Source organism: Acidipropionibacterium timonense, from assembly GCF_900605005.1.
GTDB classification, from domain to species: Bacteria; Actinomycetota; Actinomycetes; order Propionibacteriales; family Propionibacteriaceae; genus Cutibacterium; species Cutibacterium timonense.
Map to the genome: position 1 here is coordinate 1,343,639 of NZ_LR027558.1, position 17,073 is coordinate 1,360,711.

Consider the following 17,073-nt stretch of genomic DNA (forward strand, 5'->3'; position numbering starts at 1 on the left):
GGCTGGGACCGCGGGCCAGACGGCGTACCGGGCGTGCGCGGACGGCCTCATGACGCGGCCGGACGGGCCTCAGCTCGCGCCGGTCCGAAGTGTCGGCACGGATGCCAGCAGACGCTGGGTGAGGGGATGCTGCGGGTCGGCGTAGACCTTCGCCAGGTCGCCCTGTTCGACGATCCTGCCCGACTGGATGACGGCGACCTCGTCGCACAGGTGACGCACCACCGACAGGTCATGGGAGACGAGGACCATCGTCAGACCGCGGTCGCGCACCAGGCGCACGAGGAGGTTGAGCACCTGGGCGCGCACGGACACGTCCAACGCCGAGACGGGCTCGTCGGCCAGCAGCACGGTCGGTTCGGTGACGAGGGCGCGGGCGATGGCGATCCGTTGGCGTTGGCCGCCGGAGAACTCGTGCGGGTAGCGGTCCCGGTCGGCCGGGTCGAGACCGACCTCGGTCATGACCTGCTCGAGACGGGCGGGAACGTCGATGCCATGACGCCCGGCACTCGACCGGCGCCCCCGAGACCCCAGCACCCCAGCCCCCAGCACCGGCGAACGCAGCACCGGCGAGCGGAGGGGTTCGGTGATGATCCGTCCCACGCTCATCCTCGGGTCGAGGCAGGAGCGCGGGTCCTGGAAGACCATGGAGACCTGCGAGCGCAGGGCGGTGAGGTCGGCGCGGCGTCCCAGGATGCTCTTCCCGGCGAAGGTCACCTCCCCCGTGTCGGGCTGACGCAGCCCGTCGAGCACCCGCAGCAGGGTCGACTTGCCCGACCCGGACTCCCCCACGACACCGACCCGGCGTCCGGCCCGCACTTCGAGGGTGATGTCGTCGAGGGCCTGGACGGACCAGTCGCCCGAACCCAGGCGCAGGCTCACCCCGCGGGCGGCGAGGAGGGGTTCGGCGGCCGCTGGGGCGATCTGTCCGGGCGTCGCCGTCGCTCGGGGGTCCGGCTCGTCGACGCTCATCGGTCCTCCAGGATGATCGGCTGGCCCGGTTCGACGAGATCGAGCCGCGCTGTCCGCAGCAGGCGCCGGGTGTAGGGGTGTTCGGGGGCGGCGAGCACCTGCGCGGTCGGCCCCTGCTCGACGACGCTCCCGTCGTGCATGACGACGACGCCTCGACACACCTGGGACACGACCGCCAAGTCGTGGGAGATGAAGAGGCAGGCCGCCCCGACCCGCGCCAGGACGTCGTCGATGGTCTCCAGAACCCGCGCCTGGACGGTGACGTCGAGGGCGGTCGTCGGTTCGTCACAGATGAGCAGGTCCGGCGAGTTCACCAGGGCCATGGCCAGGAGGGCCCGCTGACGCTGCCCACCCGACAGCTGGTGCGGGTACGACTGGCAGACACGCTGGGGATCGACGATGCCGACGGTGTCGAGCATCTCCATGACCCGCGTCCTCGCATCGGCGGCGCTCGAGTGGTGGAGGCGCAGCACCTCGGCCACCTGGCGTCCGACCTTCATCGTCGGGTCGAGGGCGGTCATCGGCTCCTGGAAGACCATGGCCATCGACCGCCCACGCACCCGTGACAGCTGCCGGTCCGAGAGGCCCAGCAGTTCGCGGCCCTGCCACCGGACCGAGCCCGACACGTGGGCATTGCCGGGCAACAGCCCCATGATCGACAGGGCGGTGACCGACTTGCCCGACCCCGACTCCCCGATGAGACCGAGTCGCTCCCCCGCATCGATGGACAGGCTGACGCCGTCGACCGCGACCCGGCGGTGTCGTCCGAAGTCGACGCGCAGATCGGTGACCTCCAGCAGGCTCATCGCACCTCCCGCAGACGAGGGTCGAGCAGGTCGCGCAGTCCGTCACCCAGGAGGTTGAACCCGAGGACGGCGGCGGCGATGGCCAGGGCCGGCCAGAGGGTGAGCGCGGGATTGGAGAAGAGGTAGGTCTGGGAGTCGTGGAGCATCCGGCCCCACGTCGGCACGGTGGCCGGGGTCGCCAGACCGAGGTAGCTCAGGGCGGCCTCGGCGAGGATGGCGACGGCGTACGACACGGAGGCCTGCACCCCGATGAGGGGGGCGATGTTGGGCAGCACATGGGTGCGGGCGATGGTCCAGCCACCGATGCCGCTCGATCTGGCGGCGACGACGTAGTCCTGGGCGAGGACCTGTCGGCTGGCGACCCGACTGATCCGGGCGAAGACCGGCACCGTCGACACGCCGATGGCGATCATCCCGGTGAGGGTCGACCCGCCGACCGCCGCGGCCAGGACGATGGCCAGGAGGACGGCCGGGAAGGCGTAGAGCAGGTCGCAGGCGCGGGTGAGCAGGTCTGACCAGGGCCGGCGGACCATGGCCGCGGCGACTCCCCACGGCACCCCGATGCCGGCGGCGATGAGGACCGAGACGATGCCGACGAGCAGGCAGCTCTGCGCCCCGACGAGCATTCGGCTGGCGATGTCGGCCCCCACCTGGTCGGTGCCGAGCCAGTGGGCCGGGCTGGGGCCCTGGAGCCGCTGGGTGGGCAGGGCCAGGGACGGGTCGTACGGCGTCCACACGGCCGACAGGAGAGCCGCGAGGACGACGAGGGCGACGAGCATCGTCCCGATGACCAGTCCGATGCGCCTCATGAGGGCCTCCCGGGCACCCGCAGCCGCGGGTCGAGGGCAACGATGAGGACGTCGGCGAGGAAGGAGATGACCAGGACGAGGGCGACGATGACCATGACGACGTCGGCCACGACCGGCAGGTCGCGCTGGGAGACCGCGTCGAGGAGGAAGCTGCCCAGCCCGGGGACGACGAAGACCTCCTCGACGACGATGGCCCCGACCAGCATGCCGCTGATCTGCAGGGCCAGGACGGTCACCAGGGACAGCGACGCGTTGCGGGTGCCGTGGCGCCGCAGCGCTCCCCACAACGGCCAGCCGGCGGCTCGCGCGGTGCGCAGGTAGTCGTCGGCCAGGACGTCGATGACGGCCGCCCGCACATAGCGGGACATGACCGCCGCCTGGACGAGGGCCAAGGCCAGGGCGGGCAGGATGAGGTGGCGCAGCCACTCGAGGGGGTCCTCGGTGAGCGGCACGTAGGCACCCGCCGGCAGCCAGCGCAGCTGGATGGCGAGGATCCAGATGAGGAGGATCCCGGCGAGGAAGGCGGGGATGCTCATGAGCATCTGGGCCAGGGCGGAGGAGGCGAATCCCTGGGCGTCGCGCCGGTGGACGGCGGCGTGCACGCCGGCCGGCACGCACAGCACGAGGGCGAGCACGACCGACAGGAGGACGAGCCACCCGGTGACGGCCAGCCGCGAGGCGATCTGAGGGCCGATGGCCTGGCCGCTGAGCACCGAGCTGCCGAGGTCACCGGTGACCAGGCCGGCGAGCCACCGTCCGTAGCGCACCGGGAAGGGTTGGTCGAGGCCGAGCTGGTGACGCACGGCGTCGGCCGCGGCGGGGTCGGCGTTGGTGCCGAGGATGACCTGGGCGACGTCCCCGGGCAGCAGCGAGAGCAGCGCGAAGATGGCCAGGGAGGCCACGAGCAGCGAGATGACCAGGCCGATGAGACGCGACCCGATGGTGCGTACCAGGTGCCTCATCGGGGCACCGCCTTGACCGCGGTGAGATCGAAGCTCAGGGAGGTGGCGTTGTGGCCCAGTCCGGTGACGCCGCGTCGGGCGACGGTGACCTTCGGCATGAGGTAGAGGAAGTCGGAGGCGGCGTCGTCGGCGAGGATCCGGGCGGCCTGTCGCATGAGCGCGTCGGTCCGGTCGGCCGGCCCGGTCGTCGCCTCGATGATGAGCTTCTGGAAAGCCTTGTTGTCGTAGCGCCAGTAGTACGTCGGCAGGGCCCAGTTGACGATGTCGCGCGGTTCGACGTGGGCGATGACGGTGAGGTCGTAGTCGGCCCGGGTGTAGACGGCGTCGAGCCAACGCGCCGGGAACTCGAGTTCGTCGGTGACGACCGTGATGCCGACCTGCTGCAGGTCGCTGGCGATGATCCGCGCCGCCATCGTCGCGTAGGGCAGCGTCGGCACGCGCAGCCGCAGGGTGAGGCCGTGGGCGTACCCGGCCGCGGCGAGCAGACGTCGTGCCGCGGCCGGGTCGTACGACCAGCGTGTCGACAGATCGGTGTACCAGGGGTCGGTGGGCGGGACCATGGACCCGATGAGGGTGCCCTGTCCGTTGGTGACGGCGTCCATGAGCCCCTTGCGGTCGACGGCCATGATGATGGCCCTGCGCACCCGGGCGTCCTTGAGGGCCGGTGCCTGGTTGTTCATGCCCATGACGACCTCCCCGTTCGTCGTGCCACGCAGCACGGTGTAGCGGGAGTGGTCCTCGAATCGGGAGAGGGCCTGCGGGGTGGTGAGGTCGGTGACGACGTCGAGGTCACCGCTCATGAGGGCGGCGGTCTCGGGGGTGGGGTCGGTGAAGTAGAGGAACTCGACCTTCCTCACCGACGCCGGCTGGTGCCAGGGACGCGGTGAGGCGGCCAGGTGCACCGCGTGTCCGGGCTGGAACCTGGTGACGACGAAGGGACCCGAGCCTGCCGGGGTCGTGGCCAGCGGGGTGCGGCTCGTGGGGTCGATGATGATGCCCGCGCTCCCGGCGAGGTTGAGGAGGAGGAAGTTGTCGGGGTGCTTGAGGTCGAGGGTGACCGTGTGGGCGTCGACGGCTCGCACCGCGGTGACGGCGGCGAGTTGGGACTGGATGACCGGGGTGCCCTTGGTGCGCAGCCGGTCGAGGGAGGCGACGACGGCGGCGGCGTCGACCGGGTGACCGGAGGCGAAGTGGGCCGCGGGGTCGAGGTGGAAGGTGTGGTGGAGACCGTCGGGGGTGCTCGTCCAGCGGGTGGCCAGAAGAGGCACGAGGTGACCGGAGTCGTCGACCTTGAGGAGGGTCTCGTAGACGTTGTAGAGGAGCACCTGGGCGATGGCGGCGGCGGCGTTGCTCGTCATGTCGAGGGTCGACGGCGCGGCAGTGGCGCCGATGACGAGGGTGTCGGCGCCGTCGTCGCGTGACGGCGTCGAGCAGGCCGCCTGGGCGAGGACCAGCCCGAGGGCCACGAGGACCCCGACCAGCCGCCTCAGGTGTCGCATGTGTCGTCCACTCCTCAGGGTGCCTCGGGTGGGACCCGCCCGCCCTGCTTGTTCGTGAAGCCTAGCGGCAGGTTCCGACGGTGTCGTGGACGAGTCCACAGTGCCCGGGCGTGCTGGTTGGAGGGTTCCCACAGGGGCGGGGGTTCGGTGTCGGGCTCCGACCGGCTCCGGAGCTGCATCAGGCGCGACGTCGAACCCTCCTCGGCCAGGTGGCGCCGCATCGACCCGTCCCTCGCCATTTCGCGCCAGAATCTGCACTTCGCGCCACAAACAGCGTGTCCACGTCACTCTGCTCCAGAATCTGCACGTGGCTCCAGGAATACCCGGAGCGAGGTGAATTCTCTGGAGCACAGTCGCGTCAGGTGGCTCTAGTCCGTCACTGTCCGGAGCAACGTCGTGTCATGGCGCTCCGTCCAGACACATTCCGTAGCAACGTCGCATCAGGCGGCCTCGGCCCGGCACTGTCCGGACCCCAGAAGTCCCTGAGGACGCCGTGCCCGACGCCAGACCCAGACGACAACCCGCCCGCGACGTCAATCGTGGACATCGTGGAGCACACCGGCCTCCGGCGGCGTCCCGATGACGTCCGGACCGGCGTCCACGAGCACCCTCTCGCGCTCTCCCCCGCCGCCGGGCCACGCCCAGATCGTCATCGCGAGCACCCCGGCAACCCCGCACAGGGCCGCGGCAAGCAACCAGGCGGCGGCATAGGTGCCCTCATGGGCCCGAAGCACCCCGGACACGCTGGCGCCGATCCCGGCGCCGACCATGTGCGAGGCGTAGATCCAGCCGAAGACCACCCCGGAGTCGCGCAACCCGAAGTGACGGCGACACAGTTCGACGGTCGGCGGCACGGTGGCCGTCCAGTCGAGCCCGTAGAAGACGACGAAGACCCACAGCGGCGTCGTCACGTGGGGCCCGAGAATGGCGTTGATGAAGCACAGCGAGGCCCCGCGCGACAGGTAGTAGACGGTCAGCAGCGCCCTCGGGTCGAAGCGGTCGGTGAGCCAGCCCGAGATGATGGTGCCGACGACGTCGAAGATGCCGATGACGCCGATGAGCGAGGCCGCGGTCGTCGGGGCCATCATGTGGTCGTGCGCCGCCGGCGCCAGGTGGGTGACGACGACGCCGTTCGTCGACCAGCCACACACGAAGAAGGTGCCCATGAGCACCCAGAACGGCCAGCGTCGGGACGAGGCCCACAACGTCGTCAAGGCCGCGCCGGCCCCGACGAGGTCGGCGTCGGCAGCCTGTGCGTCGGCCGTCGTCCCCCCGACGGGAAGTTCCCCGACGTCGGCCGGTCGGTCCCGCAGGAAGAGGGCGCACAACAAAGCCGCCACGCCCGCGCAGGCGGCGGTGAGGAAGGTCGCGACCCGCCATCCGTGGGCAGCCGTGACGTCGGCGACGACCGGCACGAAGACGACCTGGCCAGCGGCAGTGGCCGCCGAGAAGACACCGGTGACCATGCCACGATGGGCGACGAACCAGCGATTGGCCATGATCGTGCCGAAGGTCAACGCCAGCGACCCGGTACCGACGCCGATGAAGACGCCCCACAGCACCCAGAGCTGCCAGGGCTGCGAGATGACGCACACCAGCGCGCTGGCGACGGCGACGATCCCCAGCGACCACGCGACGGTCCGACTCACCCCGACCGCCTGCATGAGCGCGGCGGTGAAGGGGGCGGCGATGCCTTAGAGAACCAGACTGAGGCTGGCGGCCCCGGAGGTGACGTCGCGGGACCAACCCGTCGTCTGCTCGATGGGCTCCATGAGCACCCCGGTCGTCGACCTGAAGGCCGACGCCGCAAGCAGGGCCACCGAGGTGACGACCGCGACGATCCAGGCCGAGCGGTGGGTGGTTCGCGTCATGGATCCTCCTCGGCGGTGGCTGGCACATCGTCGTCACCGGGCTCGTGCACGGACGACGGCGCGCGCAGATCTTACGAACCTGCGCGCGCCTGGTCAGTCGCCGCCCATGATGTGGGCCGTCACCACGTCACGCGGGCTTGACGGCGTCCTCCTGACGTTCCAGCTCGTCGACGAGCGGCTGGGGCACCCGCCCCAGGCGCCCGAACCACTCGCGAACGCGAGGCAGCTCGTCGGCCCACTCGTTGGGACGGTAGGAGACGATCTCCCACAACGCCTGCGCATCCAGGTCCAGACCGGTGACGTCGATGTCCTCGGGGCGGGGCACCAGACCCATCGGCGAGTCGTCGGCCTCGACCGTGCCCTCGACCCGCTGGGTCATCCACTTGAGGGCCCGGACGTTGTCGCCGAAGCCCGGCCACATGAAGTGGCCCTCGGCATCCTTGCGGAACCAATTGACGTAGAAGACGTGCGGCAGCTTCGACGGGTCGGACGCGGCGGCGCCGACGTCGAGCCAGTGCTGCAGGTAGTCGTTGGCGTTGTAGCCGATGAACGGCAGCATGGCCATGGGGTCGCGACGCAGGACGCCGACGGCGCCCTTGGCGGCAGCGGTCGTCTCCGACGAGCAGGTGGCTCCCAGATAGACGCCGTGCGCCCAGTCGCGGGCCTCGGTGACCAGGGGCATGGTGTTCTGACGGCGTCCACCGAAGATGATGATGTCGAGCGGGACGCCGTCCGGGTTCGACGCCTCCACAGCCAGGGTCGGGCACTGGTCGATCGGGGTGCAGAACCGGCTGTTGGGGTGGGCGGCCTTGACCGGGGCGGCCGACCCGTCGGCGCCGGTCGGGGTCCAGCTGCGACCGCGCCAGTCGGTGAGGTGGGCCGGGGGCTCGCTGAGACCCTCCCACCACACGTCTCCGTCGTCGGTGAGGGCGACGTTGGTGAAGATCGAGTTGCCCAGGTCGATCGTCCTCATGGCGTTGGCGTTGGTCTTGTAGCTCGTGCCGGGGGCGACGCCGAAGAACCCGGCCTCCGGGTTGGTGGCGTAGAGACGGCCGTCGGCGCCGAAACGGATCCAGGCGATGTCGTCGCCGATGGTCTCGGCCTTCCACCCGGGCAGGGTGGGCTGCAACATGGCGAGGTTGGTCTTGCCGCAGGCCGAGGGGAAGGCCGCGCAGATGTTGAAGGAGCGTCCTTCGGGGTTGGTGAGCTTGAGGATGAGCATGTGCTCGGCCAGCCAGCCCTCGTCGCGGGCCACGGCCGAGGCGATGCGCAGGGCGTGGCACTTCTTGCCGAGGAGGGCGTTGCCGCCATATCCCGATCCGTAGGACTGGATCTCGCGGGTCTCGGGGAAGTGACAGATGTACTTGACCTCGTTGCACGGCCACGGGACGTCGGTCTCGCCGGGTTCGAGCGGGGCGCCGACCGAGTGCAGTCCACGGACGAAGTCGGAGCCGCGCTTCCTCATCTCGTCGATGACCGGCGCACCCATGCGGGTCATGATGCGCATGGAGATGGCGACGTAGGCAGAATCGGACAGTTCGACGCCGAACTTCGGGTCTGTGGCGTCGAGCGGACCCATGCAGTAAGGGATGACGTACATGGTGCGGCCGTGCATGGACCCGGCGAAGAGTCCGGTGAGGGTGCGCTTCATCTCCTCGGGGTTCATCCAGTTGTTCGTCGGGCCGGCGTCGGCCTCCTTGACCGAGCAGATGAAGGTCTGGTCCTCGACCCGGGCGACGTCGTCGGGATCACTGCGCGCGTAGATGGAGTGCGGCTTGGCCGACTCGGAGAGACGGACGACCGTGCCGGCCTCGACGAGGTGCTGGACGAGGCGCTCGTACTCCTCGTCGGAGCCGTCGAGGTACTCGATGGCGGCGGGTTCGGTGAGGGCAGCGGTCTCCTCGACCCACGCGACGAGGGCAGGGAGGTCGGGAACGCTCCCGTGGATGGGAATCGTGGGTGCACTGGTGGTGGTCATCGTCATCTCCTGGACGTCGCTGTACCGGGTCGAACGTGGTGTCAACACCATAACGCCGAAGTCGGTAGATCGTTCAATCGCGGGGGCCACCACGTGCAACGATGTGCACACGGCGGCAGTGTTCATGCATTCACCGCACCGCGGCACACAGGGAGAATGCGTGCCGGCGACCCCCGAGTTGGCCTTCAGCAGCACATCGTGTACAGTCGACTGAGTCGACGCGGGGTGGAGCAGCTCGGTAGCTCGCTGGGCTCATAACCCAGAGGTCACAGGTTCAAATCCTGTCCCCGCTACGAGAGAGGCCGCTGGCCAGGTGATGTGCCTGACCAGCGGCCTCTGTGCTGCGCCCTGAAGGCTGTCCTCGTCAGTATTCGAGCCCCACCGGAGTGGCCCGCTGCAGCGCGCACATGACTACGAGCCATCCTCCATGAGTGCACAGTCGTTCACACCGACCACTTTTGGCGGGTGGCGAGTTGCCAACCCCCCCGCGGCTGTAGCCTCCCGAGGTATACAACGCTCACACCCGTGACAACGGGTCGATCGCGAACCATGCCGCCTCGGCACACAGCACCGCAGGACGACGCAGAGGACAACCAGAACGATGTCGAATCATTCCGCTCTCAGCACACCCACCAGTCGTAGGACTGTCGTCAAGGGCGTGGCGTGGGCTGTCCCGGCCGTCACCCTCGCGACGAGGGTGCCGGCGTTCGCCGCGAGCGGAGACCAGTGCTATCCCATTCAGTGGACCACGAAGGGGGACGCCCCTTATGACGCAAGCGGGAACTGGATTCCGGGCCAGCAGACGATCTCGAGCCAGACTTCCAGCGGCATTCCAGGGACGGTCACGGTCGGTTACGGCGTCGTCGGCCAATACAACTATGTCGAGTCGGGCGACACTCTCGCACCGGAGAGCATGACGTCATCCAACGGCTCAGTGACAATGTCGACCTACATCTCGGTCCCCTCCAATGGCTGAACGCTGTCCGGAAAACCAACGGATGGTTTCACGTACATCGACCTCGCCTTTCCGACGGGCGCCACGGGACCAGTCACGTTCACGATCAACGACATCAGTGCCAACACGACGGCGACGACCACCACCGCCTCATACTTCAAGGACAGCGTGGCGGTCTTTACGGGAGCGACTAAAGGAAACGGCGGGACGGCGGTCGCCCCGAGTTCCACGACCAACGGGGCCAGCTATTCCTCGACGACCGGATACACGACTGCCGGGACCTCCACGGGCACTGCGACCTACACCATCGCGACCATTCCGACCTCCGGTTCCATCGAGATCCGACTGAGCAACGCCTACAACGGATACATTCCGTACAACGGACACCCAAACCAACAGGTGACGATCAGTCAAGTCACCTGCCCCTCGACCTCACCGACCCCGACGACGTGTTCGCCAGGCATCAACAATGCCCGTCGTGTCGCGATCGATCACGGCAGGACGAACGTTTCCTCCACCACCATGTCGCTTGCCATCGCAGGCTCGGGGATTCTCACCGGACTCCCGACGGACGCCGTCATCACTGCCCTATCGCTCGATTTCTGGGTACAGAACTACGACGCGACCAGTGGAACGGGTGCATCCTCTCCGGCCGCCGCGACGAACAAGGGGTCTTTCAACGGCACTGATTTGGGCGCCGTCTACAGCACAACTACCGGTAAGCCGGCTCTTCAGGATCCAGGGTGTAGTTGTGACTTGACTGTGTGAGAGTCTGCTGTAGTTGGCCTGTGGGGCCGGGGTGCGTGGGGGGAGGACCCTGCGCGAGGATCGGAGTGTCTTAAGTCCCGTCCTCGTGAATCGCAAGGCCCTCCATGAACCACGCTACCTTCAGCACCCCCGACCTGACCACATTCGCCCGTCTCGACGAACTCGGTCTGGAGGTCACCGGCCAGCTGATCAGTGACGAGGAGACGGTCCTGGCCTGCCGGGTCGTCGCCCCCGACGACTGGTGCCACTGGTGCGGATGCCAGGGGGTCCCTCGTGACACGGTGATCCGCCGGCTGGCCCATACCCCGATGGGCCACCGGCCCACGATCCTTCAGATCCGGGTACGCCGGTACCGGTGCACCGGCTGCGGACACGTGTGGCGCCAGAACACCGACCAGGCCGCCCAGGCCAGGGCGAAACTGTCGCGGGGAGGGCTGGCCTGGGCACTGGAGGGCCTGGTGCTCGATCACCTGCCGGTCTCCCGTATCGCCGCTGGTCTGGGGGTGGACTGGACCACCGCCAACGATGCGGTGCTGGCCGAGGGCACCCGCCGGCTCATCGACGACCCGCACCGCTTCGAGGGCGTGGAGGTCATCGGGGTCGACGAGCACGTGTGGCGCCACACCAGCCGTGGTGACAAGTACGTCACCGTGATCATCGACCTGACACCGCTTCGCGACGGCACCGGGGCCTCCCGGCTGCTCGACATGGTGGCGGGACGTTCCAAGAAGGTGTTCAAGACCTGGCTGGCCGGCCGCGACCAGGCCTGGCGCGACCGCATCCAGATCGTGGCGATGGACGGGTTCACCGGCTTCAAGACCGCAGCCGCCGAAGAACTCCCGGCCGCGGTCGAGGTCGTGGATCCGTTTCACGTCGTGCAGCTCGCCGGCGACCAGCTCGATGTCACCCGCCAACGCATCCAGCAGGACACCACGGGCCATCGGGGCCGGGCGGGCGACCCCCTGCTCGGGGTCAGGCTGACCCTGCACACGGGCCGGGACCCGCTCACCGACCGGCAGGCCGCCCGCCTGGAACAGGTGTTCGCCGCCGACGCCCACGCCCCGGTCCAGGTCACCTGGGCGGTCTACCAAGAGATCGTGGCCGCCTACCGCGCCGAGAACCGTGCCGAGGGCAGACGCATCATGGCCCACCTCATCGACGCGATCGCCACCAAAGTCCCGAAGGCCCTGCCCGAAGTGGTCACCCTGGGCCACACCCTGAAGAAGAGAGCCGCCGACATCCTGGCCTACTTCGACCACCCCGGGACCTCGAACGGGCCCAGTGAAGCCATCAACGGCAGACTCGAACACCTCCGCGGCATCGCCCTGGGATTCCGCAACCTCACCCACTACATCACCAGATCACTCCTGGAGACCGGAGGATTCAGACCCCGACTACACCCTGGATCCTGAAGAGCCNGTGAAGCCATCAACGGCAGACTCGAACACCTCCGCGGCATCGCCCTGGGATTCCGCAACCTCACCCACTACATCACCAGATCACTCCTGGAGACCGGAGGATTCAGACCCCGACTACACCCTGGATCCTGAAGAGCCGGTAAGCCCTATGGAAATAGCGCATGCTCCCAATACAGCCCAATTTTCAGCTGCAATGGGATTAGGAATCTTCTATACAACGGTGGCAGCCAAGGTACCGGCGCGATGTGGGATCCACAGAACGGTGCAAAGGTCACCCTTGCCAGTGGGACGACGAGCCACCAGTTCGTCGGTGACAACACGACGACGACGTCCAGCCTCACCGCATGGCATGTTACCTACACCGGAGTTCCAGCCAAAGCCCAGGCTGCCCTGACGACCGACCCCAGTGGATGCCGTCAACTCACCGCGGCAGCCAGCGGCGACACACCGCTGCTCAATGTGGAGTGGACCGGTAAGTCCAACGGAAATTCCTTCCCTCTCACCGAGGAGGATTTCACTGTGACGTACACGAGCGGCGGGACCTCACACACGCTGACCTACAAGTGGCTGTACACAAAGTGAACGTGAGTCGAACAGGGAACCTTGCACCGTCGGCAAGGCCAAGACCATCACATGACAGTCGTAGGCGTGGTCTGTCAAACGACTGAGGTGCTGCAGGCCTCATGATCATACCCGGACCCCATGTGGGGTCCGGGTATGATCATGCAAGGAGCGCCGGGTGCCATGGCGGCACCCCGCCGGAAGGATGAGTCATGCCTGAGACCATGCTGGCCGAACGTTTCCACGCCGATGGGCGTCGTGTGGAGCTGGAGGAGGTGCCGATTCCCCATCCCGGCCCGGGCGAGGTCCTCATCGAGGTCGCCTACTGCGGCATCTGCCACTCCGACCTGTCCCTCATCTCCGGGGCGTTCCCTGCCCGGATCCCCGTCGTCACCCAGGGACATGAGGCCTCCGGCACGATCGTCGAGCTCGGCGCCGGGGTGACCGGATGGAACGTCGGAGACCGCGTCATCCCCTCCGCCGGACGCCCCTGCCTCGTCTGCCGCAAGTGTCGGCGAGGAGACTTCGGCAACTGCCTTCACCTCAACCTCATGGCCTTCGCCTATGACGGCGCCTGGGCCGAGTACCACGTCACCTCGGCCACCGGGCTCACCAAGGTCCCGGCCAACGTCCCCCTCGACCAGGCCGCTCTGCTCGCCGATGCCGTCTCGACGCCGTACGCAGCGGTCGTCCACACCGCCAAGGTGCACATGGGCAATGCCGTGGCGGTGTGGGGTGTCGGTGGCGTCGGCACACACCTCGTCCAGCTCGCGAAGGCAGCCGGTGGGGTTCCCGTCATCGCCATCGACCTCGACCAGGAGGTGCTCGACCGCGCCATGCGGGTCGGCGCCGACTTCACCCTGCACAGCGACGATCCCGAGCTCATGAGCAAGATCGAGGACATCACCGGCGGTCGGATGATCGACGTCGCCTTCGATGCCGTCGGGATCAAGGCCACTGCCCTGGCCGCCGTCAAGTCACTCGACGTCAACGGCAAGGCCGTCTCGGTCGGCCTGTCGGCCCAGACCATCGATGCCGGGCCGTTCCTCGAGTTCAACCTCCAGCGCAAGCAACTCCTCGGGCACCTGGGCTACCAGCGCCAGGACATCGCCATGCTCGCCGAGATGCTCTCGTACGGCCGACTCGACCTGTCCGAGTCGATCTCGAAGGTCATCCCGCTCTCGCGCATCACGGAGGGCATCGAGTCGCTCGAGAACCACGAGGGCCATCCCATCCGCATCCTCGTCAAGCCGTGAGGCCCGGGGTGGATTTCTGACCTGGAGCGGCCGTTTCGGACGCGACACGCCCCATAACCCGTTCCCCAGGTCAGAAATCCACCCTCGTTCACCTCTGCGGCGCCCGACCCGTCACTTCGCCGGCCGCCCCAACCGTCCCAGGACCGCCCCGACGACCCCGGTCACCCGCCCGAGGCCTCCGCGAAGCAGGGCGTCGGGACCGTTGATGGCGTCGACGAGCGGCCCGACCATCTCGGGACGCACCGCCCCGCCGCTGAGCGAGGGAACATTGCGCAGGGGAAGTTCGTCGACCATGTGCTCGAGCATCCGGCGCATCCTCGGTTCGGTCTGCCCGGCGACGACGCGACGCCGGGCCGCAGCGCGCAGGGCGGCGCCGACCGCGGTGTCGCTCACCTCCTCGATGGTCGACTCGGCCGTGTACGGGGTCCGTGGGCGAGGCGCCGGCACCGGGTGTCCCAGGCGCGCCGCGAAGGCCTCGTCGCTCTCGTACACGAGCGGGGTCCACGGGGCATCGGCCTCGGCGGCCGACGTCACCCCGCCGACGACCTCGACCGGGACACTAGCCTCGATGCGCTCGGCGCTGCGTCCGAACTCGACGTCGAACCCGCCGGTCGGCACGACCCAGTCGTGGACCCGGGTGTCCCAGAAGGCGAACGACACCGGGTCCAGGTGCACCTGCACCTCGACCGACTCGCCGGCCCCGACCCACACCTTCTCGAACCCGGCCAACCAGCGCCGGGGCCGCTGGACCACACCGGACCGGTCGGACAGGTAGACCTCGACGACCTCCGCGCCGGCCCGGGCCGACATGTTGTGCACCGTCACCGTCGCCGCGAGGGACTCCCCGGCGTTCATCTGCTCCCGGTCGACGCCGGCCCCCGACCACTCGAACGTCGCGTACGACAGGCCGTGGCCGAAGGCGAAGGCCGGCGTCACGGCGTTCGTCGTCGTGTGTCGGTAGCCGACCGCCAGCGCCTCCCGGTACTCGACGCGATGCCCCGAGCCGGGGAACCACGGCGCCGAGGCCGGCTGGTCGCTCGAGGCCCACCACGTCTCGGCCAGGCGCCCCGACGGCTCGGCGTCACCGACGAGGACGTCGGCCAGCGCCCCTCCCCCGGCCTGCCCACCGAGCCCGGCCAGCAGCAGGGCCGCACACCGGTCGGCCCACGGCAGGGTCACCGACGACCCGCCGACGACGATGACGACGGTCCTGGGGTTCGCGGCACACACCGCCCGGACGAGGGCGTCGTGCTGGGCCGGCAGGGCCAGCGTCGTCCGGTCGTAGCCCTCCGACTCCGCCGCCTCGGGCAGGCCGACGATGACGACGGCGACGTCCTGGGACGCCGCGAGCTCCGCGGCCTCCGCGACGAGCACGGCGTCGGTCCGCTCGGACTCGGGGTCGTAGCCCCGGGCGAAACTCACCTCGACGTCCTTGGCCCGCAGGGCGGGCAGCAGCGAGGTCACTGAGGTGGGGTGCACCTGGGAGGACCCGGCCCCCTGGTAGCGCGGCGCCGTGGCGAAACCGCCGATGAGGGCGACCTTCGTGCCGGCGGCCAGGGGCAGCACCCCGTCATTGCTCGCCAGGACCGTCCCCGCTGCCGCCACCGTGCGGGCCAGGGCGTCATGGGCCTCGACCTCGATCGGCCCACGGGCCGGTGACAGCCGCTCCTGGAGGGCCACGAGGCGACCCACCGAGGTCTCGACGGCCTCCCGGCTCAGTCGGCCCGAGGCGACGGCGTGGCTCACCTGCCGGTCGAAGGCTCCACCGACCCCAGGCATCTGGAGGTCGAGCCCGGCCTCCAACGACGCCACCCGGTCCCACACCGCGCCCCAGTCGCTCATGACGAGCCCGTCGAAGCCCCACCTGGTGCGCAGGGTGTCGGTGAGGAGCTCGCGGTTGGTCGAGGCCGCGGTGCCGTTGATCTGGTTGTAGGAGCACATGACCGTGGCCGGGCGGGCCTTGCGGACGACCCGCTCGAAGCCCGACAGGTAGATCTCGTGGAGGGTGCGCTCGTCGATGACGGCGTCGACCACGAGGCGCAGGGTCTCCTGGTTGTTGGCGGCGAAGTGCTTGACGCACGCCCCGACACCCCGACCCTGGATCCCACGGACCATGGCGGCGGCCAGTTCCCCGGCGATGACCGGGTCCTCCGAGAGGTACTCGAAGTTGCGGCCACAGTACGGATGACGCTTGATGTTGAGCCCCGGGCCGAGGATGACGTCGACCCCCAGCGCCCCGGCTTCCTGGCCCAGCGCGTCACCGACCTGTTCGACGAGGGCGCGGTCCCAGGTGCTGCCCAGGGTCACCGCGGTGGGGAAGCACGTGGCCGGCAGGGAGTCCTGGTCGTCGGGGGTCGGCACCCGCAGCCCGTGCGGGCCGTCCGACAGGCGCATGGACCGCAACCCGATGCGCGGGGCAGCCCCCGTGTGCCAGTCGTCCTGGCCCGAGAGCAGGCGGATGGAGGTGGACAGGTCGAGCTCTTCTGGACGCGCGTCGTCACTCATGGGTCAAGTCTGCCGCGTCGGTCGAGGACGGCGAATCGTCGCCCGACATCTCGGTGGCCGTCTCCCCGGAGGCGGGGGCGTGCAGCACGGCGCTCCAGTCATCGCCACGCAACGGCACGATGATGACGGGACGACGCTGGCGCCGCGACAGCTGCACGGCCACCGATCCGTCGAACCATTCCTTGGCCTGCCACCGGAACCCGGGAGCCTTGGTGCCGACGATGAACGCCCCGGCGTCGACGCTGTGCGCCAGGTGCGCCAGCTCGCGGTCGGTGAGGCCGGCCAGGTATCGGAACTCCCAGGGCACCTCCGGATGCTTGACCATGACGGCGCTGAGGGCTCCGCGCAGGTCGGCCTCGCGCACCTGGAAGGGGGTGCGCTCGTCGTCGGGGATGAGTGGGGTCGACGCACTCCCGTCACCGACCGGGACCCGTGACTCGTCGACATAGGCCATGACGAGACTGCTCCCGAAGGCCTTGGCGTGTTCGAGGGCGGCGTCGACCAGTCGTACCGGGATGCCGGGGAAGACCGCGACGACGATGGGGTGGCCGGCGATGGGCACGAGGGGAAGATGCTCGTGGTCCTCGCTCGTCGACCCGCAGGTCGGGCACGGCGGAAGGGACACGGGGCTGGACATGGGTGCCTCCCTTGGCACGTGTGCAGTGACAGGGCCACCCTATCGCCAGGAGTATCCGGGTGAGCACCCCTGCCGGGGT

At 69.0% G+C, this 17,073-nt stretch carries 14 protein-coding genes and 1 tRNA gene; 5 read left to right on the top strand and 10 right to left on the bottom strand.

Annotated features, from left to right (window positions below):
- Positions 1–69: 69 nt before the first annotated feature.
- The 8 genes from E0E30_RS06340 to E0E30_RS06370 form a co-directional block, all read right to left on the bottom strand.
- On the bottom strand, positions 70–969 hold the full coding sequence (locus E0E30_RS06340; RefSeq protein ID WP_130865584.1) for an ABC transporter ATP-binding protein: 900 nt from the start codon (positions 967–969) through the stop codon (positions 70–72).
- Complete coding sequence (locus tag E0E30_RS06345) at positions 966–1,775, bottom strand: ATP-binding cassette domain-containing protein (protein WP_130865585.1); 810 nt, start codon at positions 1,773–1,775, stop codon at positions 966–968. Before E0E30_RS06345 ends, E0E30_RS06340 begins: the two co-directional genes overlap by 4 nt.
- Positions 1,772–2,584 (bottom strand): ABC transporter permease, encoded by an 813-nt coding sequence (locus tag E0E30_RS06350; protein ID WP_130865586.1) that lies wholly within the window; start codon positions 2,582–2,584, stop codon positions 1,772–1,774. Before E0E30_RS06350 ends, E0E30_RS06345 begins: the two co-directional genes overlap by 4 nt.
- Complete coding sequence (locus E0E30_RS06355) at positions 2,581–3,546, bottom strand: ABC transporter permease (RefSeq protein ID WP_130865587.1); 966 nt, start codon at positions 3,544–3,546, stop codon at positions 2,581–2,583. Before E0E30_RS06355 ends, E0E30_RS06350 begins: the two co-directional genes overlap by 4 nt.
- Complete coding sequence (locus E0E30_RS06360) at positions 3,543–5,045, bottom strand: ABC transporter substrate-binding protein (RefSeq protein ID WP_130865588.1); 1,503 nt, start codon at positions 5,043–5,045, stop codon at positions 3,543–3,545. Before E0E30_RS06360 ends, E0E30_RS06355 begins: the two co-directional genes overlap by 4 nt.
- A gap of 533 nt (positions 5,046–5,578) precedes the next feature.
- Positions 5,579–6,736, bottom strand: a complete 1,158-nt coding sequence (locus tag E0E30_RS06365; RefSeq protein ID WP_280953305.1) for an MFS transporter — start codon at positions 6,734–6,736, stop codon at positions 5,579–5,581.
- 3 nt (positions 6,737–6,739) lie between these two features.
- Positions 6,740–6,916: a hypothetical protein gene (locus E0E30_RS13475; RefSeq protein ID WP_210115790.1), complete on the bottom strand. Its 177-nt coding sequence runs from the start codon at positions 6,914–6,916 to the stop codon at positions 6,740–6,742.
- 127 nt (positions 6,917–7,043) lie between these two features.
- Positions 7,044–8,894, bottom strand: a complete 1,851-nt coding sequence (locus E0E30_RS06370; RefSeq protein ID WP_130865589.1) for a phosphoenolpyruvate carboxykinase (GTP) — start codon at positions 8,892–8,894, stop codon at positions 7,044–7,046.
- 219 nt (positions 8,895–9,113) lie between these two features.
- Between E0E30_RS06370 and E0E30_RS06375 the strand changes: the two genes are divergently transcribed.
- From E0E30_RS06375 to E0E30_RS06405, 5 genes are all read left to right on the top strand, one after another.
- Positions 9,114–9,187 (top strand) — tRNA-Met (locus E0E30_RS06375).
- A gap of 830 nt (positions 9,188–10,017) precedes the next feature.
- Entirely contained in the window at positions 10,018–10,617 is a 600-nt protein-coding gene (locus E0E30_RS06385; protein WP_130865591.1) for a hypothetical protein, read from the top strand.
- Positions 10,618–10,721: 104 nt separating this feature from the next.
- Positions 10,722–12,029 carry an ISL3 family transposase gene (locus E0E30_RS06390; protein WP_130865592.1) on the top strand — a complete coding sequence of 436 codons (1,308 nt, stop codon included), beginning with the start codon at positions 10,722–10,724 and terminating at the stop codon, positions 12,027–12,029.
- A 249-nt stretch (positions 12,030–12,278) separates the two neighbouring features.
- Entirely contained in the window at positions 12,279–12,617 is a 339-nt protein-coding gene (locus tag E0E30_RS06400; protein ID WP_130865593.1) for a hypothetical protein, read from the top strand.
- Positions 12,618–12,808: 191 nt separating this feature from the next.
- Positions 12,809–13,852, top strand: a complete 1,044-nt coding sequence (locus tag E0E30_RS06405; RefSeq protein WP_130865594.1) for a zinc-binding dehydrogenase — start codon at positions 12,809–12,811, stop codon at positions 13,850–13,852.
- A 111-nt stretch (positions 13,853–13,963) separates the two neighbouring features.
- On the opposite strand, the gene E0E30_RS06410 is transcribed toward E0E30_RS06405, so the two are convergent.
- Positions 13,964–16,357, bottom strand: coding sequence for a glycoside hydrolase family 3 C-terminal domain-containing protein (locus E0E30_RS06410; RefSeq protein WP_130865595.1), 2,394 nt, complete (start codon positions 16,355–16,357; stop codon positions 13,964–13,966).
- Entirely contained in the window at positions 16,350–16,994 is a 645-nt protein-coding gene (locus tag E0E30_RS06415; protein ID WP_245306527.1) for a universal stress protein, read from the bottom strand. The genes E0E30_RS06410 and E0E30_RS06415 overlap by 8 nt, the downstream gene beginning before the upstream one ends.
- Positions 16,995–17,073 lie beyond the last annotated feature (79 nt).